Source organism: Serratia quinivorans (assembly GCF_052113645.1).
GTDB lineage: Bacteria > Pseudomonadota > Gammaproteobacteria > Enterobacterales > Enterobacteriaceae > Serratia > Serratia quinivorans_B.
Window position 1 is genome coordinate 129631 of the sequence record NZ_JBIEIU010000007.1, and the last position, 18632, is coordinate 148262.

Below are 18632 nucleotides of genomic sequence, written 5' to 3' on the forward strand. Positions count from 1 at the left end.
ATCACCTTCTGGTGGGTAACGTTTAAATTATGAATAAGCATAGCAAAAGGCGATGCGCGGCGCGGCTACAGCACTCGGTTTTACTTCGGCTTACAACTTTCGTCACAATTATTGGCTGCAATGGCGGTGGTTTAAGATTGGTTGATGTTACTTTATAACAATAATGAGTATCGTTTGATGATGAAGCTACGATTTATTCTGGTCGGTTTTTTAACGCTGTTCAGCGCCGGTGCTGTCGCTCACCCACACAGCTTTATTGATATGAACACCACTTTCGTGGCCAAGGATCAACAGCTGGTTGGCTTGAAAATGGTTTGGGTTATGGATGAAATCACCTCGGCGGATCTGCTCTACGATGCGCAGAACGCCAAAGACGATTCGGAAGTGTGGAAAAAGTTGGCGGCGCAGGTCATGGCCAACGTCCTTGGCCAGCACTATTTCACCGACGTGTACCGCGACGGCAAGCGGGTGAAATACCTGAACTTGCCGACGGAATATCACCTGTCGCGCCAGGGGCATCAGGCGGTGCTGGAGTTTGTGTTGCCGCTGGCCGAACCGCAGCCGCTGGCGGGCAAGCCGTTTGAGATATCCACCTACGATCCGACCTATTTTGTTGATATGACCTATAAAGACAAAACGGCGCTGCATTTGCCGCCGGAGATGGCAGCCCAGTGCCAGTTCAAACTGATGACGCCAAAACCGAACTCCTCCTTGCAGGCTTATGCGTTATCCCTCGATAAGAACGATTCACCCGGTGAAGATATGGAACTGGGACAACAGTTTGCGCAGAGGGTCAGCCTGCAATGTCAATAAACCTCAGCCAGCCTGCCACGCGTAAGCGGCACTGGGCTTTCAGCCTGTGGCCGCTGCTGCTGTTCGCGCTGTTGCTGGCGTTGGGCGCCCAGCTGGCGTGGCACTATTGGCCGCAGTTGCTGCTGCAAAGCGTGGTGTGGCAAAAAGGATTGCACCTGCAGATGGCCGGCCTGTTGCAGCAGGTCAAAGCGGCGCCGCAGCAAGCCGGATTGGCCCTGATGCTGTTCAGCCTGAGCTACGGCGTGTTGCATGCGCTCGGCCCCGGTCACGGCAAAGTGGTGATCGCTACCTACCTGGCCACCCATCCGGCGCGGCTGAAAAGCAGCCTGAAACTGACCTTTGCCGCTTCGCTGGTGCAGGGCGGGGTGGCGATAGCCCTGGTGACGCTGATGCTGGTGGTATTGCAATTGTCATCCCGACAGTTGCACCAGAGCAGTTTCTGGTTGGAGAAGGGCAGTTTTATTCTGGTGATGCTGCTCGGGGTGTTACTGAGCTGGCGCGCGGTGAAGCGCTTGTATCACGCGGTGAAAGCCATGCGTCCGGCGCCCGCACTGCGTATCAACCGCCTGCAACCCTTGCCGGCGGATCACGTCCACAGCGAACATTGTGGTTGCGGTCATCGACATTTGCCGAGCGACAGTGAACTGCAGGCCGGCAGCGACTGGCGTACGCAGGCTGCCATTGTGTTGGCAATGGGGATGCGGCCCTGCTCGGGGGCGATACTGGTATTGCTGTTTTCCAAGGTGATTGGCGTTTTCTTCTGGGGGGTTATTTCGGCGTTGGCAATGGCGTTGGGGACTTCGCTGACTATCTCGTTGTTGGCGTTGCTGGTGCATTACAGCCGTCGGCTGGCAGTGCGGCTCAGCCGTTCACGTGCGCCCGCTGCCTGGGGGGCGGTCGCCTGGGGCTCGCTGGCGCTGGCCGGTGGCTTGATCCTGCTGTTCGCCGGCTTGCTGTTGTACGTCAGCGCTCAGCCGGAATTTGGTGGCGGCATCCGGCCTTTCTCCCGCTGACAGGCATAAAAAAAGCGCTGCAATGATTGCAGCGCTTTTTCTTTATTCATTCACTTCGCGATTAACGCTTCAGCGCTTCGCTCAGTTCCTCACGCATGGTGGAAAGCATGGCTTTCACTACGCGTGGGTTACCGGCGACTACGTTGCCGGAGCTGAAGTGGTTGTGGCCGCCAACAAAGTCGGTCACCAGGCCGCCAGATTCGCGCACCAGCAGTTCACCCGCGGCGAAATCCCATGGCTTCAGGCCAATTTCGAAGAAACCGTCCACGCGGCCGGCAGCCACGTAGGCCAGATCCAGTGCGGCAGAACCGGTACGGCGGAAGTCGGCACACTGAGTGAACAGTTTGCCAACCACGTTGATGTAAGGTGTCGCGTGCTGCTTCACTTTGAACGGGAAGCCGGTTGCCAGGATGGTGCCATCCAGGTCTTTGGCGTTGGTGCCGCGCAGACGGTAACCGTTGAGCTGTGCGCCCTGACCGCGAGTCGCGGTGAACAGTTCGTTGCGCATTGGATCGTAAACCACAGCCACTTCAGTACGGCCTTTAATGCGTACGGCGATGGAAACTGAGAAGTGTGGGAAACGTTTGATGAAGTTTGATGTGCCATCCAGTGGATCGATCACCCATTGCACGTCTTTATCTTCGCCGACTAATTCGCCGCGTTCTTCGGTAACAATAGTATGTTGCGGATAGGACTTGCGAATGACTTCGATGATCAGATGCTCTGCATCGCGATCGACGTTAGTGACAAAGTCATTGGTCCCTTTCTGGCTCGCTTCTACAGCGTCCGGGGTTTCGTAGTTTTTGGCAATCAGGTTACCGGCCTTGCGCGCAGCGCGCACGGCGATCGTCAGCATCGGATGCATGGGTATCTTCCAACTAGGATGTTAAAGAACAGGAAACGGCGCGAAGTATAGCAGGTGTTCGGTAAAATGCCTACGGCTGTGTTAAGATGCTGTGATTTTCCGCTACGCTCAGAGTTTGTATGCTGCATAACATCCGCATTGTTCTGGTAGAAACCTCTCATACCGGCAACATGGGCTCGACCGCCAGAGCCATGAAAACCATGGGTTTAACCAACCTTTATCTGGTTAATCCACTGATAAAGCCCGATTCTCAGGCGATCGCCCTGGCCGCTGGCGCCAGCGACGTGATCGGCAACGCCACTATCGTTGATACCCTGGACGACGCCATTGCCGGCTGTAGTCTGGTGGTGGGCACCAGCGCACGTTCACGCACCTTGCCGTGGCCGATGCTGGAACCGCGTGAATGCGGCGTGCGCGCTGTGCACGAAGGCGAACATGCGCCGGTGGCGCTGGTATTCGGCCGTGAACGTGTCGGTCTGACCAATGACGAACTGCAAAAGTGCCATTATCACGTCGCCATTCCTGCCAACCCGGATTACAGCTCGCTGAATCTGGCGATGGCGGTGCAAATCCTGGCCTATGAAGTGCGTGTGGCCTACCTCGATCGCCAACAGGCGGGTGTGCCGCCGTTGGAAGAGACGCCGTATCCGCTGGTGGACGACCTCGAACGTTTTTATCAGCACCTGGAACAAACGCTGCAGCACAGCGGCTTTATTCGTCCGTCCCATCCGGGGCAGGTGATGAGTCGTTTACGCCGTTTATTCACCCGTGCGCGGCCGGAAGCTCAAGAGCTGAATATCCTGCGCGGCATGCTGACGTCGATAGAGAAACAGGACAAACATCAAGGTAATTAATTTGATGGGGTCTGAGGGTTCAGGGCAATAGTATTAGTTATCCAAGGGTTATAACATGTATTTTATATGCATTTTGAATTGCTAAGTTCAAAATGTGCTAATACTTGAGTAAATTACTAGGTTAAATAGTTGACTGATTTACTCGGGAATGTCAGACTTTCGGCCATGTTTGACCAACAGGTAACCACTTAGCTATGAGACTGACATCTAAAGGCCGTTATGCCGTAACCGCAATGCTTGACGTGGCATTGCACTCCCAGGAAGGGCCCGTACCTCTGGCGGATATTTCTGAGCGCCAAGGTATCTCGCTCTCTTATCTGGAACAATTATTCTCCCGTCTGCGTAAAAATGGCCTGGTGGCCAGCGTGCGCGGACCGGGCGGTGGTTATCTGCTGGGCAAAGACGCGAGTGAGATTGCCGTTGGTGCTGTTATCACCGCCGTCGATGAATCGGTAGATGCAACCCGTTGCCAGGGTAAAGAAGGCTGTCAGGGTGGCGATCGCTGCCTGACCCACACCCTGTGGCGCGATCTGAGCGAGCGCATCAGCGGGTTCCTGAACAACATTACGCTGGCTGAACTGGTGAACAACCAGGAAGTGCTGGTGGTGGCGGACCGTCAAAACAACGATACCCGTCGCACGGCCAACGGTCGTCAGCAAGAAACTATCAACGTTAATCTGCGCGCATAAGCAGCTGGCGATACTTTTTTTAGTTTTTGGAAGTGATGTACGGAGCACAAGAGCAATGAAATTACCGATTTATCTGGATTACTCAGCAACGACGCCGGTTGATCCGCGCGTCGCTGAGAAAATGATGCAGTTTTTGACTCTGGACGGGACTTTCGGTAACCCGGCTTCCCGTTCCCACCGTTTCGGGTGGCAGGCGGAAGAAGCGGTAGATATCGCCCGTAACCAAATTGCTGAACTGGTTGGCGCTGACCCGCGCGAAATCGTGTTCACTTCCGGAGCAACCGAATCCGACAACCTGGCGATTAAAGGCGCTGCCAATTTCTATCAAAAGAAAGGCAAGCACATCATCACCAGCAAAACCGAACACAAAGCCGTGCTGGACACCTGTCGTCAGCTCGAGCGTGAAGGCTTTGAAGTGACCTATCTGGCACCGCAGAGCAACGGTATCATTAGCCTGCAGGCCCTCGAAGCCGCGATGCGCGACGACACCATTCTGGTTTCGATCATGCACGTGAACAACGAAATCGGCGTGGTGCAGGATATCGAAGCCATCGGCGAAATGTGCCGTGCGCGCGGTATCATCTACCACGTTGATGCGACCCAGAGCGTGGGCAAACTGCCTATCGATCTGAGCAAGCTGAAAGTCGATCTGATGTCGTTCTCCGGCCACAAGATTTATGGCCCGAAAGGCATTGGTGCGCTGTACGTGCGTCGTAAACCGCGTATTCGTATCGAAGCCCAGATCCACGGTGGCGGTCATGAGCGCGGTATGCGTTCTGGCACTCTGCCTGTGCATCAGATTGCCGGTATGGGTGAAGCCTACCGCATCGCCAAAGAAGAAATGCCGACGGAAATGGCGCGCCTGCGTACGCTGCGTGACCGCCTGTGGAACGGCGTGAAAGATATGGAAGAAGTGTATCTGAACGGCGATCTGGAACACGGCGTTCCTAACATTCTGAATGTCAGCTTCAACTATGTTGAAGGTGAATCGCTGATCATGGCGCTGAAAGACCTTGCCGTCTCTTCAGGTTCCGCCTGTACCTCCGCTAGCCTTGAGCCATCTTACGTGCTGCGCGCGTTGGGCATGACCGACGAGTTGGCGCATAGCTCGATCCGTTTCTCTCTGGGGCGTTTCACCACGGAAGAAGAGATCGATTACACCATTCAGCTGGTGCGTAAATCCATTGGCCGTCTGCGCGACCTGTCTCCACTGTGGGACATGTTCAAGCAGGGCGTGGATATCAACAGCATCGAATGGGCACATCATTAATTCTCAGGATTCAGGAGCAAGGTCATGGCTTACAGCGAAAAAGTAATCGATCACTATGAAAACCCGCGTAACGTGGGTTCGTTCGACAACGAAGATCCTAGCGTCGGCAGCGGCATGGTTGGCGCACCGGCTTGTGGCGACGTCATGAAGCTGCAAATCAAGGTCAACAATGAAGGCATCATTGAAGACGCGCGTTTCAAGACTTACGGCTGCGGTTCCGCCATCGCTTCCAGCTCGCTGGTGACCGAATGGATGAAAGGCAAATCTCTTGATCAGGCCGAAGCGATCAAAAACACCCAGATCGCCGAAGAACTGGAATTACCGCCGGTAAAAATTCACTGCTCTATCCTGGCGGAAGACGCCATTAAAGCAGCGATTGCCGACTACAAGAGCAAACATAGCGCCAAGTAATTATTTTTGAGTCAGTTAGCCCAGCCTTGGTTGGGCTTTGAAGTGTGAGGTTGTGATGTCAATTACCATGAGCGACAGCGCTGCGCAGCGTGTTCAGGCATTTATGGATAACCGTGGCAAAGGCCTTGGCCTGCGTCTGGGGGTGAGAACCTCCGGCTGCTCGGGGATGGCGTACGTGCTGGAATTTGTTGACGAAATGAACGATGACGATATCGTTTTTGAAAACAAAGGCGTTAAGGTGATCATTGACGGCAAGAGCCTGGTCTACCTTGACGGCACCGAGCTTGATTTCGTTAAGGAAGGCCTGAACGAAGGCTTCAAGTTCAACAACCCCAATGTCTCAAGCGAATGCGGCTGCGGCGAAAGTTTCAACGTCTGACAGTCCATCGAGCTCCCCCGCCGACGCGGGGGAACTTCATCCGATAAAGCCCAGAGCACGCTATGGATTACTTTACTTTATTCGGGCTGCCAGTTCGCTATCTTGTGGACGGCAGCCTGCTTGCATCTCGCTATCAGGATCTGCAGCGTCAATTCCATCCCGATCGCAATGCTCTCCAGCCGGAACGCGAACGTCTGATGGCGTTGCAACAGGCGGCGACTATCAATGAAGCCTACCAAACGCTGAAGCACCCATTAAAACGCGCAGAGTATATGTTATCTTTGCACGGTTTTGATTTGGGCAACGAGCAGCATACCCTGCGGGATACCGCGTTCCTGATGGAACAGCTGGAATTACGCGAAGAGCTCGACGCCATTGAGCGCAAAGCGGAGGCGGAAAGCCTGCTGGCCGGTTTTGGCGCGCGGGTGAACGAGACGGTCAAACAGCGCACTGCGCTGATGGTGCAGCAACTGGATAACCAGCAATGGGTTGATGCCGCCGATACCGTGCGTAAGCTGCGCTTTTTGGACAAACTCCAGCAACAGGTTGAACAACTCGAAGAAAAACTGCTGGGTTTTGAGTAAAACCCTATGAATTTCGAGTTACAGCTAGGCGGCCAGCTCGCTCACCCCGGGCGCTTACTTAAGTAAGTAACCGGAGTGAGCGAGTGCAGCTAACAACGCTGTAACTTGAAAGGCGACGGGTACACGTTTTGATTGTGGAAGCTTCAATATGGCCTTATTACAAATTAGCGAGCCCGGCCTCAGCGCCGCGCCGCACCAGCGTCGTCTGGCTGCCGGTATTGATTTAGGCACCACCAATTCTCTGGTCGCCACGGTGCGCAGCGGGCAAGCGGAAACGCTGACCGATGCCCAGGGGCGCGACTTGCTGCCCTCAGTGGTGCACTATCAGGCTGACACCTTGCGTGTCGGTTGGGATGCGCGCCGGCAGGCAGCGCAGGATCCCGCCAACACCATCAGCTCAATCAAACGCATGATGGGCCGTTCATTGGCCGACGTACAGCAGCGTTACCCGAACCTGCCGTACCAGTTCCAGGCCAGCGACAACGGCTTGCCGATGATCCTCACCGCTGCCGGTCCGGTTAACCCGGTAGGCGTTTCCGCCGATATCCTCCGAGCACTTGCCGAACGCGCGCAAACCGCGCTGGAAGGGGATCTCGATGGCGTGGTGATCACCGTTCCCGCTTATTTTGACGATGCACAGCGCCAGGGCACCAAAGACGCTGCGCGTCTGGCCGGGCTGCACGTGCTGCGCCTGCTGAACGAACCCACGGCGGCGGCGATTGCCTACGGCCTGGATTCCGGGCAGGAAGGCATCATCGCGGTTTACGATCTGGGCGGCGGCACCTTTGATATTTCCATTCTGCGGCTGAGTCGTGGGGTGTTCGAAGTGTTGGCCACCGGCGGCGATTCCGCGCTGGGCGGCGACGACTTTGACCATTTGCTGGCCGACTGGCTGCGTGAACAGGCCGGTGTGGCCGATCGCAGCGATCACGGCGTTCAGCGCCAGTTACTGGACGCGGCCATCGCCGCCAAGGTTGCACTGAGCGATGCCGACAGCGTCAGCGTTGCAGTGGCCGGCTGGCAGGGCGAAGTGACGCGTGCGCAGTTCGAGACGTTGATCGCCACTCTGGTTAAACGCACCCTGATGGCTTGCCGTCGCGCGTTGAAAGATGCGGGCGTCAGCGCCGAAGAGGTGCTGGAAGTGGTGATGGTTGGTGGTTCCACTCGCGTGCCATTGGTGCGTGAGCAGGTGGGCACGTTCTTTGGCCGCACGCCGTTGACCTCGATTGATCCCGATAAAGTGGTCGCCATCGGTGCCGCGATTCAGGCCGATATTCTGGTGGGTAACAAGCCGGACAGCGACATGTTGCTGCTGGACGTGATCCCACTGTCGCTTGGGCTGGAAACCATGGGCGGTCTGGTCGAGAAAGTGATCCCGCGCAACACCACCATTCCGGTGGCGCGCGCGCAGGAATTCACCACCTTTAAAGACGGCCAAAGCGCGATGATGATCCACGTGCTGCAGGGCGAGCGCGAGCTGGTGCAGGATTGCCGTTCGCTGGCGCGTTTCTCGCTGCGTGGTTTGCCGCCGCTGCCTGCCGGTGGCGCGCACATTCGCGTCACTTTCCAGGTGGATGCCGACGGTCTGTTGAGCGTTACCGCGATGGAGAAATCCACCGGCGTTGAGGCTTCGATTCAGGTTAAACCGTCGTATGGCCTTTCCGACGCCGAAATCGCCGGTATGATCAAAGACTCGATGGCCAATGCGCAGAGCGATGTCGGCGCACGTAAGCTGGCAGAACAGCGGGTTGAGGCGTCTCGGGTGCTGGAAAGCCTGCAGGGCGCACTGGCCAGCGATGCCGCGTTGCTGAGCGAAGCCGAAAGTACGGCGATCGCCGCTGCGGTGGAAGCTTTGCAACAGGCGACGCAGGGCACCGATCCTGCCGCTATCGAAGCCGCAATTAAAACATTAGATGCACAAACGCAAGACTTTGCCGCGCGCCGCATGGATGCTTCCATTCGCCGTGCGCTGGCTGGCCATTCTGTGGATGAGGTTTAATCATGCCTAAAATTGTTTTCCTGCCCCATCAAGATTTATGCCCGGAGGGGGCAGTACTGGAAGCCGAACACGGGGAGTCAATCCTCAACGTTGCGCTGCGCAACGGTATCGAGATTGAGCACGCCTGCGAGAAATCCTGCGCCTGCACCACCTGCCACTGCATCGTGCGCGAAGGTTTTGACTCGCTTGAAGAGAGCAGCGAGCTGGAAGACGACATGCTGGACAAGGCCTGGGGTCTGGAGCCGGAAAGCCGTTTGAGCTGTCAGGCGCTGGTGGCCGACGAAGATTTGGTGGTCGAAATGCCGCGTTACACCGTTAACCATGCGCGTGAGCATTAATTGCTAGTCGTGGCGCAGAGCTGGAGATAATAATGGGATTGAAGTGGACCGATAGCCGTGAAATCGGCGAAGCCCTGTACGACCAATATCCGGATACCGATCCGAAAACCGTACGTTTTACCGACATGCATCAGTGGATTTGCGATCTGGAAGATTTTGACGATGATCCACAGGCTTCCAATGAGAAAATACTGGAAGCGATCCTGCTGGTCTGGTTAGATGAAGCGGAGTAAATAGCGTAACGGGCTGCCATAGGCGGCCCGTTTATTTTGTATCCGACATACCCGTCGCCTTTCAAGCTGCAGCGTTGTTATCTGCACGACCTTACCCCAGTCACTTACCTGAGTAAGCTCCTGGGGATAAGGTCGCTGGATGCCTAGCTGCAACTTGAAATCCATAGGGTTTGCAATAAAAAAATCCCTAATAAATTTTGCTTTGAAGAGTGAAAAATGAAGGGGAAATCCGGAGTAAGAAGGCTATGACAACAGAATTCATGCTGGTCACGCTGTCGAACCAACCTGCCGACGCTCGTTGGGGTGAGAAAGCGCTGCTGAGCACCGATGATCAAGGAATGACCATTCATCTGACCGGCAACGACAAACTGGGTGGCATTCAACGTGCCGCCCGCAAGATCGACGGTCAAGGCGTCAAAAACGTCAAATTAGCCGGTGAAGGCTGGGATCTGGAAAACAGCTGGGCATTCTGGCAAGGCTTCCGCGGGCCGAAAGGCAAGCGCAGCGTCGAATGGGCAGAACTGCCGGAAGCGGAACGCAAAGAGCTGGAACAGCGCCTGAAGATCGTTGACTGGGTGCGCGACACCATCAATATGCCGGCGGAAGAACTGGGGCCGGAACAACTGGCTACGCGTGCGGTTGATCTGATGTGTGACGTCGGCTGTGATGCCGTCAGCTACCGTATTACCAAGGGTGAAGACCTGCGCGAGCAAAACTATGCCGGTATTCACACCGTGGGTCGGGGCTCGGATCGTTCACCGGTGCTGTTGGCGCTGGACTTCAACCCGACCGGCAACCCGGAAGCCCCGGTGTTTGCCTGCCTGGTGGGCAAAGGCATTACCTTTGATACCGGCGGCTACAGCCTGAAACAAAGCGCTTTTATGGACTCGATGAAAGCGGATATGGGCGGTGCGGCCACCATTACCGGCGCACTGGCGCTGGCGGCGGCCCGAGGTCTGAAACAGCGCGTGAAACTGTACCTCTGCTGTGCCGATAACATGGTTAGCGGTAACGCCTTCAAACTGGGTGACATCATCCGTTACCGCAACGGCAAAACCGTTGAGGTGATGAATACCGATGCGGAAGGGCGTCTGGTGCTGGCCGACGGCCTGATCGATGCTTGCGAACAAAACCCTGAATTGATCATCGACTGCGCCACCCTGACCGGCGCGGCGAAAACGGCGGTGGGTAACGACTACCATGCATTGTTCAGCTTCGATGACGCCCTGGCGCAGGAACTGCTGACCAGCGCGGCGGCTGAGCAAGAGCCTTTCTGGCGTCTGCCGTTGGCTGAGTTCCACCGCAGCCAACTGCCGTCCAACTTTGCCGAGCTGAACAACGTGGCCGGTCCGGCTTATACTGCCGGTGCCAGCACCGCGGCCGCCTTCCTGTCGCATTTTGTGAAAAACTACCGTCAGGGTTGGTTGCACATCGACTGCTCCGCCACTTACCGTAAGGGCGCGGTAGATCAATGGTCTGCCGGCGCGACCGGCCTGGGCGTGCGTGCCTTGGCTAACCTGTTGCTGAGCAAAGCCAAATAATGGTCTGCCCGCCTTGGCGGGCGGCTTGGAATGTCGTTTATTGTCGGGGCCCAGCATGCTGGGCCCCGTTATTTGATTGCTGGAGTTTGCCATGAGTTCTCACCATCACGATGCCGCCACCGGCGAAAATGAACTTGAACGCCTGTTGAAGCTGGCGGTGACGGAGCCGGCCCATCGTCCGGCATTCTTTCGTGAGTTGCTCGACGCTACGGTGTTGATCCTCGGTGACAGCGAACAGGTGCAGCATGGCGGCGACATCACCTTGAACGCCGATACGCCGGTGAACATTCAGCACTGGGAGAAGCAGGACGGCGGCAGCATCATCCCGTTTTTCAGCTCGGTGGAAGCGCTGCAAAAAGCCGTTGAGGACGAACAACCGTTTATCGCCATGCCGGCGCGGGTGTTATTCGAGATCACTCAGGGGGCGGATCTGTTCCTCAACCCGAAAGCCGAGTACGGCAAAGAGTTTTATCCTGAAGAAGTGGCGATGCTGCTGGCGACCGGTGGGGTAGCCAAACCGGCGGAACGCTATATCGATAAGGATACCCAGATCCTGTTGGGCCAGCCGGAGGAATATCCCTCGGCGATGGTCGATGCTTTGACCACACTTTTCAGCCAACGCAAACCGGTACGCCGCGCGTTTCTGGCGCTGATGCACGATCAGGCGGTCGACGAAAAGCCCAATCTGCTGGTCGGGCTGGAAGTGGATGGCGAACAGGCGGAGATCGAGGCGCTGATCAATGAGGCGGGGAGCGTGGCCAGTGAAACCGCGCCCGATGACGAGCCGGTAGATTTTTGCCTGGTTTCGGAAAAGGAACGTGGGGTCAGCCATTATCTGATTACCCACACCCAACCCTTCTACCAGCGTCGCTGGGGCAGTTGGCTGCGTAACATCATTCCTTCGACTGATAAAACCCAGTAGCCCTGTTTTGCTACTGTTCGTTGAAGAGAGCGGCCAGCCTTGAAAGGCTGGCCGGATACAACAATGGGCGCTGGAAAACCACCGCGTCACACCAAAATAGGCGGGGCGAACCCCGCCTTCAGGTTGCCATTTAACGTTAAACGTTACAGGACAACACTGCCGCTACCTCCGTACTTCCCTGTTTAAATGTAAGCTCGCAAACTGAGCCACGCATAAGCCAGATGAATACCAGGAACGTTATACAACCTACTGTAAATCCTGGTAAAAACAGTTTTCGCGACATGTCAGCCCTCCGTTGCATTTCTGCGGTTAAGAGGCTACCATGCTGGTGTTCAGGCAGTATGGTGAAGCCTCATTCTGATTAAGAGTCAGTTTGGGGCTTTCTTCTTTCTGCTTCCCACCCAGGGCCTGAAGCAGAAAGCTTCAAGCGCCCATCCGCAGTCTAACAGAAGCTTTAATTTCAAAGCTATACCGTCAGGTCGCGGTAAATTCGCTCAACTATTTACGCCAGATATTGTTCAAAAAAAAGACCCCGACCGGGGCCTTTCATTCGCTTGTTTTTGTTGTTCAGGGTTTTAGCCGGGCAAGCCCTGCAATGGCGCTTTCAAGATATTGACGAGGGCAGCCGAGGTTAATGCGTATAAACCCTTTTCCCTGTTCACCAAAGCTGATGCCCATTGAGGCGGCAATCTTAGAGTGGTGGATCAGCGCCTGCTGCAGCGCATTATCATCCAGACCCAAAGCGCGGCAATCCAGCCAGGCAAGATAGGTGCCTTCGGCCTGGGTCATTTTGCACCAGGGGGCGGCATAGGCTAAGGCCTGTTCAAACCAGCGCCGGTTGTCTGCCAGATACTGCTGTAAAGCATCAAGCCAGGTTTCTCCCTGCTGATAAGCGGCCGTGGCGGCGGTCATCGACAGCGCATTGAAGACATCCAACCCGTGGGCGTTGAGACGTTCGATAAACGCATTCCGGGTGTGAGCGTTGGGGATCAGGAAATTCGAGATCCGCAATGATGACAAACCAAAGCTCTTGCTGGCGGAAGTCGCCGAAATCACACGGTCATGCCAGGCCTCATCCAGATGCAGCACCGAGGTGAAGGTTTCGCCGGGCAACAGCAGATCGGCCCAGATTTCATCGGAGATGACCGTTACGCCATGGCGGCTGCACAGCGCCATCAACTGCGTCAGTTCGCTGCGGGTCCAGCAGCGGCCCGTTGGGTTATGCGGGTTACATAACAGCAACAGTGGCGGCTTTCGCTGCTCAAAACATGCCTCCAGATGATCGAAGTCGAATTGATAGCCTTGCGGGCCGGCTATCAAAGGGTTTTCGAGCACCTCTCTGCCGTTCATTGTGATGATCTTGGCGAAAGATCCGTAGTACGGCCCCTGAACCACGATCGGGTCTCCAGGCTGGCTAAGCAGCTGGATCAGAATGGCCAGGCCGGGAACGACGCCTTCGATGGACGTGAACCATTCGCGCTGCAAAGGCAACTGATGCCGTTTGGCGAACCAATCCATCGCCGCCTGGTAATACTGGTCATCGCGTTCGCTATAGCCAAATATGCCGTGTTCGACGCGGTGATGCAGCGCCTGCCGGACTTCCAATGGACACTGGAAATCAAAATCAGACACCCACATCGGCAAAAGGTCGGTTTCATCAAGCTGCAGATAGCGGTCGATAAAGTCCCATTTCACTGAGCCGGTGTGGTGGCGGTTGATGATCTGATTAAAATCGGTCTGTTTCACGTCAGGCTTCCTTACTCTGTAAATCATTCTGTGGCTGTATCTTGGCGATCCCGAACCCGGTAAACCCATAAATCAGGGCGAATACGACGGCGGCATAACACTGGATGGCCCACGGCAGTAAATCCAGCGTGCTGACCCCCAGAGTGGTCGCCATATAAATGCCTGCGGCGGTCCACGGGATTAACGGTTCGATGACGGTGCCGGCATCTTCCACGGTCCGCGACAGGTTTTTATTGTCTAACCCCATGCGGCGGTAGGCGCCTTTGAAGAGTTCGGCGGGGATCAGCAGCGCCAATTTTCCGTCGCTGGTGGCTCCGGTCACCAGAATGGTGGTGGCCACCGTGGCGGCGATTAACTGGCCGGTGGTATGAACCACTTTCAGCAGCCGATTGATGATCACCGTCAAGGCCCCGGTCAGGGTCAATGCACCGGCAAAGGAAAAGGCACAGAAGACCAGCAGGATGGTGCTCATCATCGAAAACATGCCGCCCCGGTTGAGCAGGCGGGGCACATCCTCGACGATGCCACTAATGCCGTGTCCCTGTGTCGCAAACATTGAAAGATTAAAGCCGTCCATCAACGCATTTAAGCCTTGCTGCAGATTGAATCCCTGGAGAAGCACGCCAATGGCGATGGCCAGGGCGCAGGCGGCCAGCATGACCGGGATCACCGGACGTTTGGTGACCGCCCCCCACAGAACCAGCACCGGGGGAAGGATTAACAACAGATTGAAGTGATAAAGGCTCTCGAGTGCCGTCACGATCTCGGTGACTTTTTCCGGAGTGGCCACGCTGCCAACTGCACTGGTGTGCCCGGCAATCAGATACACCACCGCGGCTAAAATGAAGCTCGGGAGCGTCGTATACATCAGATGCTGGATATGGCTATAGAGATCGGTATCCGCGACGATAGCCGCAAAATTGGTGGAGTCGGACAGCGGAGAAATTTTATCGCCAAAGTAGGCACCGGAGACGACGGCACCGGCAGCGGCGGCCAAAGGGACATCCAGCCCGGCGGCTACGCCCATCAGCGCGACGCCGACCGTGCCTGCCGCCCCCCAGGATGTGCCGGTGCAAACGGAGATCACGCTGGTAATGAAGAATGCGGCGATCAGAATATATTGAGGGCTAATCAGTTTTAAGCCCCAATAAACCATATAAGGGATGGTACCGCTGAACATCCAGGTGCCGATCAGCCCGCCTACGCAAATCAATATCATGATCACCGGCATCGCTTTGGCCAGCTTGGCAACGATGGAATCGATAATGTCGTCCCAGCGGTAACCCTGCCAGTAGGCCAGCGCGGCGGCAATGCCAGCGGAAGCCAGTAACAACGGCTCGATCCGCAGACCCAGCTGGCCATAGCCTATGATGAGCAGCAATAACATGGCCACAATGGGCAGCATCGCTAATCCCAGGTTGAGCTTCTTCTTGTCATTCATTTACAACTCCGGTTAAGGATGGGGATGTGACGCAAGCCTAATGAATTCGTTTTGACGGGGATGTGAGCGCAGGCAATCCTGCATGTAATCGGTTTCATGGAGAGACGTTGTGTGAGCAATCTCTCACTTATTGGCCTTGTTTTCTTCCAATGTGATGTTTTTTCCAAGCGAAGCGACCGAGTCTCGCAGGATCAACTCAGCGGAAAATAGATTATTCTGCGGGGGCGGCGCGGCAGTGGAGTTGAGCTGCAGCGCCAAATTGGCTGCGCGTCGCGCCATTCTTTCAATGGGATAATGCACGGTGGTCAATGACGGATGGAGGTATTTGGCCAGAGCCACGTCATCGAATCCGACGATCGAGATATCCTCAGGCAGGTTCATCTGCCGTTGGCGAAAGGTCCGCATCATGCCGGCGGCCATCACGTCGTTGAACGTCAGCGCGGCGGTAAAAGGGTGTTTGCTGGCCAGGATCCTTTCTGCTGCCAATTCGCCCCCTTGCTCATTGAAGGGCACGCTGATGATCCAGGATCCCGGTACCGAAATCCCGGCCTCGGCCATCGCCGCTCGATATCCCTCCAGACGTTGTTTTCTGTCATCTATCGGCAGATCCGTGGTGATACAGGCGATATGCCGGTGTCCGTGCTCGATGAGCATTCGGGTGGCGGCGTGAGAAGCGCTGACGTTGTCCAGCCAGATGCAGCGATTGGCGATGGCGGGCAAATAGCGATTGATCACCACCATCGCCGGGGTATGGGCGGCGTAGCGCAAAATGTCGGCATCGCTCATTCGGGTGACGTGAGCCACGATCGACTCGCACCCCTGATTAATCAGGAAGTCCAGGCCGTTTTTCTCCAGTTCGGCCTGATGACCGCCACTGCAAACCATCAATTTTACGCCGCCTTTACGCGTGATATCTTCGACGCCGCGTGCCAACCGCGAGAAAAATGGGTCGTCGAGATTGCCGGTCAGCAACCCCAGCATATTCCCGCTCCTTTTCGCCAGGGCCAGCGCGGCGGCATTACGGTGGTAGTTAAACTCGCGCATGGCCTTTTCAACGCGTTCGCGAGTGACGGGTTCAACATAAGCGGTGCTGTTGATCACCCTGCTGACGGTGGCGGTTGAAACGCCTGCGCGTCGGGCAACGTCTTTCATGGTGGCCATCTTATTTCCTGCTGGTTTCACGGCTGCCGAAGAGCGTCGGCACTGGGCGAGGCCAAGTCCGGGTGATTATTTATTATCTGTTTGTTTTAAAAGAATATAGGGATGAACTCAACCCACGGCGTCACGCATTGTGATCGGCATGGCAGTTCGCTGTGAGGCGTTTCGCAAGAAGGGAATTGAACTGCGGGGAACGGCACAGGTTGGAGAAGGGCGGTCGAGCACACTGCGCGTATTCAGCCTCAAGCCGCTTGAGTTTGCCCTATCCGTGTTTTGGGCCGCAAAATGAAGAATGAGGATAATATTTTTTTAATGAAATGTTGATTTTCCCGTAGGCAAGCGTTAACAGCACACATATAATCTGCGCCACTTGAGAAGGCCGGCACCCTGTTTTCAGACCGGCCTGTTTTGGAAGTTATACAGAGGCCATCATGACCGTAGAACGTACCTTTTCCATCATTAAACCAAACGCTGTAGCTAACAACGACATCGGCGCAATCTATGCTCGCTTCGAGCGTGCCGGTTTCAAAATCATCGCATCCAAAATGCTGCGTCTGACTCGCGAACAAGCTGAAGGCTTCTACGCTGAGCACAAAGGCCGCCCATTCTTCGATGGCCTGGTTGAATTCATGACCTCTGGCCCGATCGTGGTTCAGGTTCTGGAAGCGGAAAACGCAGTACAGCGCAACCGTGACATCATGGGCGCTACCAACCCAGACAACGCACTGGCCGGCACCCTGCGTGCTGACTACGCGGACAGCTTCACTGCCAACGCCGTACACGGTTCTGACGCAGTAGAATCTGCTCAGCGCGAAATCGCTTACTTCTTTAACGATAGCGAAATCTGTTCTCGTTAATAATACCCGTTGCCTTTCAAGCTGTAGGGGGCGAATATATTCGCCCCGATTGGCTTGGGCGCAGCATGCAGTGCCCCTACTCGAACAGGGTATTCACCGGCTGAAACAATAAAAATGCCCTGAATGCCTTTCAGACGTGGAAAGCTGCTACTAAAATTTGTACAATGCCGCGCCCCTGATGAGACGTCTTATCAGGGGCGCGCTTTTAGCGCCGTCACCCGATTATGCGGGTTGAACGACGCACTTACTTTCCACTCTTTCGCGCCATAAAGTGTAACAACGAGGCCAGAGATCAATTATGTTAGAACCCATCACGTCCGAGCACATCGTGTCTGAAAATAATTCGCTGACTACTCAATCCGTTAACGCGGAACAACCGGCTGTGGCCAAAATTAACCTGCTGGATCTGAACCGTCAGCAATTGCGTGAGTTCTTCGCCAAAATGGGCGAGAAACCCTTCCGTGCCGATCAGGTGATGAAGTGGATGTACCACTATTGCTGCGACGATTTTGAGCAGATGACCGATATCAACAAGGTCCTGCGCAATAAATTGCAAAGCGTCGCCGAGATCCGTGCGCCAGAAGTGGCGGAAGAACAGCGTTCAGCCGACGGCACCATTAAATGGGCGATCAAAGTGGGCGATCAGCAGGTCGAAACCGTGTATATCCCGGACGGCGATCGTGCGACCCTGTGCGTCTCTTCCCAGGTGGGTTGCGCGCTGGAATGCAAATTCTGTTCGACCGCTCAGCAGGGCTTTAACCGCAACCTGCGCGTGTCGGAAATCATTGGCCAGGTGTGGCGCGCTGCGAAAATCATCGGCGCGCTAAAGGTCACCGGCGAACGCCCGATCACCAACGTGGTGATGATGGGCATGGGTGAGCCTTTGCTCAACCTGAACAACGTGGTGCCGGCGATGGAAATCATGCTGGACGATTTTGGTTTTGGCCTGTCCAAACGCCGCGTAACCTTGTCTACCTCCGGCGTAGTGCCGGCGCTGGACAAGTTGGGTGATATGATCGACGTCGCGTTGGCGATCTCGCTGCATGCGCCGAACGACAAGATCCGCGACGACATCGTGCCGATCAACCGCAAGTACAACATTGAGACCTTCCTGGCTGCGGTGCGCCGTTACCTGGAAAAATCCAACGCCAATCAGGGCAGGGTGACGGTCGAGTACGTGATGCTGGATCATATCAACGACAGCACCGACGACGCGCACCAACTGGCGGAAGTTCTGAAGGACACGCCATGCAAAATCAACCTGATCCCATGGAACCCCTTCCCGGGCGCCCCTTACGGTCGCAGCTCCAACAGCCGCGTGGATCGTTTTTCCAAAGTGTTGATGGAATACGGCTTTACGACTATTGTTCGTAAAACCCGTGGTGACGATATCGATGCCGCCTGCGGGCAACTGGCAGGTGAAGTGATCGACCGTACCAAGCGTACCCTGAAAAAGAAAATGGCCGGGGAACCTATCACCGTGCGTGCGGTCTGAATCCTATAGCATGATTTTTGTTAT

20 protein-coding genes are annotated in these 18632 nt (G+C 55.6%); 15 read left to right on the forward strand and 5 right to left on the reverse strand.

Translation table 11 applies throughout. The features are described 5' to 3' along the window. The first annotated feature begins 144 nt into the window (after window positions 1-144). Together ACGS9J_RS14625 and ACGS9J_RS14630 are read left to right on the forward strand one after the other, a co-directional pair. Complete coding sequence (locus tag ACGS9J_RS14625) at window positions 145-813, forward strand: DUF1007 family protein (RefSeq protein ID WP_442231596.1); 669 nt, start codon at window positions 145-147, stop codon at window positions 811-813. Then, window positions 804-1826, forward strand: coding sequence for a nickel/cobalt transporter (locus ACGS9J_RS14630; RefSeq protein WP_442231597.1), 1023 nt, complete (start codon window positions 804-806; stop codon window positions 1824-1826). The genes ACGS9J_RS14625 and ACGS9J_RS14630 overlap by 10 nt, the downstream gene beginning before the upstream one ends. Window positions 1827-1887: 61 nt before the next feature. Here ACGS9J_RS14630 and suhB read toward each other — a convergent pair whose 3' ends face one another. Beyond that, the gene (suhB, locus tag ACGS9J_RS14635) at window positions 1888-2691 is read right to left on the reverse strand and encodes an inositol-1-monophosphatase (protein ID WP_442231598.1); all 804 of its coding nucleotides are present in this window, start codon (window positions 2689-2691) and stop codon (window positions 1888-1890) included. Between the two features lie 119 nt (window positions 2692-2810). Between suhB and trmJ the strand changes: the two genes are divergently transcribed. The 11 genes from trmJ to sseB all read left to right on the forward strand — a co-directional run bounded on the left by trmJ (window position 2811) and on the right by sseB (window position 11911). Next, window positions 2811-3545 (forward strand): tRNA (cytosine(32)/uridine(32)-2'-O)-methyltransferase TrmJ, encoded by a 735-nt coding sequence (trmJ, locus tag ACGS9J_RS14640; protein WP_037417502.1) that lies wholly within the window; start codon window positions 2811-2813, stop codon window positions 3543-3545. Window positions 3546-3739: 194 nt separating this feature from the next. Beyond that, window positions 3740-4234: a Fe-S cluster assembly transcriptional regulator IscR gene (iscR, locus tag ACGS9J_RS14645; protein WP_442231599.1), complete on the forward strand. Its 495-nt coding sequence runs from the start codon at window positions 3740-3742 to the stop codon at window positions 4232-4234. A gap of 55 nt (window positions 4235-4289) precedes the next feature. Next, complete coding sequence (locus ACGS9J_RS14650; RefSeq protein ID WP_020828165.1) at window positions 4290-5504, forward strand: IscS subfamily cysteine desulfurase; 1215 nt, start codon at window positions 4290-4292, stop codon at window positions 5502-5504. 24 nt (window positions 5505-5528) lie between these two features. Beyond that, window positions 5529-5915, forward strand: coding sequence for a Fe-S cluster assembly scaffold IscU (gene iscU / locus ACGS9J_RS14655; protein WP_012146333.1), 387 nt, complete (start codon window positions 5529-5531; stop codon window positions 5913-5915). 55 nt (window positions 5916-5970) lie between these two features. Further along, window positions 5971-6294: an iron-sulfur cluster assembly protein IscA gene (gene iscA / locus ACGS9J_RS14660; RefSeq protein WP_037417508.1), complete on the forward strand. Its 324-nt coding sequence runs from the start codon at window positions 5971-5973 to the stop codon at window positions 6292-6294. Window positions 6295-6356: 62 nt separating this feature from the next. Beyond that, on the forward strand, window positions 6357-6878 hold the full coding sequence (hscB, locus tag ACGS9J_RS14665) for a co-chaperone HscB (RefSeq protein ID WP_442231600.1): 522 nt from the start codon (window positions 6357-6359) through the stop codon (window positions 6876-6878). A 148-nt stretch (window positions 6879-7026) separates the two neighbouring features. Beyond that, window positions 7027-8877, forward strand: coding sequence for a Fe-S protein assembly chaperone HscA (gene hscA, locus ACGS9J_RS14670; RefSeq protein WP_442231601.1), 1851 nt, complete (start codon window positions 7027-7029; stop codon window positions 8875-8877). A gap of 2 nt (window positions 8878-8879) precedes the next feature. Beyond that, window positions 8880-9215 (forward strand): ISC system 2Fe-2S type ferredoxin, encoded by a 336-nt coding sequence (gene fdx / locus ACGS9J_RS14675; RefSeq protein WP_442231602.1) that lies wholly within the window; start codon window positions 8880-8882, stop codon window positions 9213-9215. Window positions 9216-9247: 32 nt separating this feature from the next. Then, the gene (iscX, locus tag ACGS9J_RS14680; protein WP_020828161.1) at window positions 9248-9448 is read left to right on the forward strand and encodes a Fe-S cluster assembly protein IscX; all 201 of its coding nucleotides are present in this window, start codon (window positions 9248-9250) and stop codon (window positions 9446-9448) included. A 245-nt stretch (window positions 9449-9693) separates the two neighbouring features. Further along, window positions 9694-10989: an aminopeptidase PepB gene (pepB, locus tag ACGS9J_RS14685; protein ID WP_442231603.1), complete on the forward strand. Its 1296-nt coding sequence runs from the start codon at window positions 9694-9696 to the stop codon at window positions 10987-10989. 91 nt (window positions 10990-11080) lie between these two features. Beyond that, window positions 11081-11911 carry an enhanced serine sensitivity protein SseB gene (sseB, locus tag ACGS9J_RS14690; RefSeq protein WP_442231604.1) on the forward strand — a complete coding sequence of 277 codons (831 nt, stop codon included), beginning with the start codon at window positions 11081-11083 and terminating at the stop codon, window positions 11909-11911. 136 nt (window positions 11912-12047) lie between these two features. On the opposite strand, the gene ACGS9J_RS14695 is transcribed toward sseB, so the two are convergent. From ACGS9J_RS14695 to ACGS9J_RS14710, 4 genes are all read right to left on the reverse strand, one after another. Next, window positions 12048-12212 carry a Hok/Gef family protein gene (locus ACGS9J_RS14695; RefSeq protein ID WP_442231605.1) on the reverse strand — a complete coding sequence of 55 codons (165 nt, stop codon included), beginning with the start codon at window positions 12210-12212 and terminating at the stop codon, window positions 12048-12050. A 266-nt stretch (window positions 12213-12478) separates the two neighbouring features. Beyond that, window positions 12479-13657, reverse strand: a complete 1179-nt coding sequence (locus tag ACGS9J_RS14700; protein ID WP_442231606.1) for a MalY/PatB family protein — start codon at window positions 13655-13657, stop codon at window positions 12479-12481. 1 nt (window position 13658) lies between these two features. Continuing rightward, entirely contained in the window at window positions 13659-15098 is a 1440-nt protein-coding gene (nhaC, locus tag ACGS9J_RS14705; protein WP_442231607.1) for a Na+/H+ antiporter NhaC, read from the reverse strand. A 123-nt stretch (window positions 15099-15221) separates the two neighbouring features. Beyond that, window positions 15222-16259, reverse strand: coding sequence for a LacI family DNA-binding transcriptional regulator (locus ACGS9J_RS14710; protein ID WP_442231608.1), 1038 nt, complete (start codon window positions 16257-16259; stop codon window positions 15222-15224). Window positions 16260-16687: 428 nt separating this feature from the next. Here ACGS9J_RS14710 and ndk point away from each other — a divergent pair, with 428 nt between their 5' ends. Beyond that, window positions 16688-17113, forward strand: coding sequence for a nucleoside-diphosphate kinase (ndk, locus tag ACGS9J_RS14715; RefSeq protein WP_085118257.1), 426 nt, complete (start codon window positions 16688-16690; stop codon window positions 17111-17113). 298 nt (window positions 17114-17411) lie between these two features. Then, window positions 17412-18608: a bifunctional tRNA (adenosine(37)-C2)-methyltransferase TrmG/ribosomal RNA large subunit methyltransferase RlmN gene (locus ACGS9J_RS14720; RefSeq protein ID WP_442231609.1), complete on the forward strand. Its 1197-nt coding sequence runs from the start codon at window positions 17412-17414 to the stop codon at window positions 18606-18608. Window positions 18609-18632 lie beyond the last annotated feature (24 nt).

Excerpts from the sequence above, each read along its gene's own strand:
- ACGS9J_RS14710 (WP_442231608.1), bottom strand. The coding sequence starts at position 16,259 with ATGGCCACCATGAAAGACGTTGCCCGACGCGCAGGCGTTTCAACCGCC.
- iscX (WP_020828161.1), top strand. The coding sequence starts at position 9,248 with ATGGGATTGAAGTGGACCGATAGCCGTGAAATCGGCGAAGCCCTGTAC.
- iscA (WP_037417508.1), top strand. The coding sequence starts at position 5,971 with ATGTCAATTACCATGAGCGACAGCGCTGCGCAGCGTGTTCAGGCATTT.
- suhB (WP_442231598.1), bottom strand. The coding sequence starts at position 2,691 with ATGCATCCGATGCTGACGATCGCCGTGCGCGCTGCGCGCAAGGCCGGT.
- iscR (WP_442231599.1), top strand. The coding sequence starts at position 3,740 with ATGAGACTGACATCTAAAGGCCGTTATGCCGTAACCGCAATGCTTGAC.
- pepB (WP_442231603.1), top strand. The coding sequence starts at position 9,694 with ATGACAACAGAATTCATGCTGGTCACGCTGTCGAACCAACCTGCCGAC.
- fdx (WP_442231602.1), top strand. The coding sequence starts at position 8,880 with ATGCCTAAAATTGTTTTCCTGCCCCATCAAGATTTATGCCCGGAGGGG.
- ACGS9J_RS14650 (WP_020828165.1), top strand. The coding sequence starts at position 4,290 with ATGAAATTACCGATTTATCTGGATTACTCAGCAACGACGCCGGTTGAT.
- ACGS9J_RS14695 (WP_442231605.1), bottom strand. The coding sequence starts at position 12,212 with ATGCAACGGAGGGCTGACATGTCGCGAAAACTGTTTTTACCAGGATTT.
- hscA (WP_442231601.1), top strand. The coding sequence starts at position 7,027 with ATGGCCTTATTACAAATTAGCGAGCCCGGCCTCAGCGCCGCGCCGCAC.
- ndk (WP_085118257.1), top strand. The coding sequence starts at position 16,688 with ATGACCGTAGAACGTACCTTTTCCATCATTAAACCAAACGCTGTAGCT.
- ACGS9J_RS14720 (WP_442231609.1), top strand. The coding sequence starts at position 17,412 with ATGTTAGAACCCATCACGTCCGAGCACATCGTGTCTGAAAATAATTCG.
- trmJ (WP_037417502.1), top strand. The coding sequence starts at position 2,811 with ATGCTGCATAACATCCGCATTGTTCTGGTAGAAACCTCTCATACCGGC.
- hscB (WP_442231600.1), top strand. The coding sequence starts at position 6,357 with ATGGATTACTTTACTTTATTCGGGCTGCCAGTTCGCTATCTTGTGGAC.
- ACGS9J_RS14625 (WP_442231596.1), top strand. The coding sequence starts at position 145 with ATGTTACTTTATAACAATAATGAGTATCGTTTGATGATGAAGCTACGA.
- iscU (WP_012146333.1), top strand. The coding sequence starts at position 5,529 with ATGGCTTACAGCGAAAAAGTAATCGATCACTATGAAAACCCGCGTAAC.
- sseB (WP_442231604.1), top strand. The coding sequence starts at position 11,081 with ATGAGTTCTCACCATCACGATGCCGCCACCGGCGAAAATGAACTTGAA.
- ACGS9J_RS14630 (WP_442231597.1), top strand. The coding sequence starts at position 804 with ATGTCAATAAACCTCAGCCAGCCTGCCACGCGTAAGCGGCACTGGGCT.
- nhaC (WP_442231607.1), bottom strand. The coding sequence starts at position 15,098 with ATGAATGACAAGAAGAAGCTCAACCTGGGATTAGCGATGCTGCCCATT.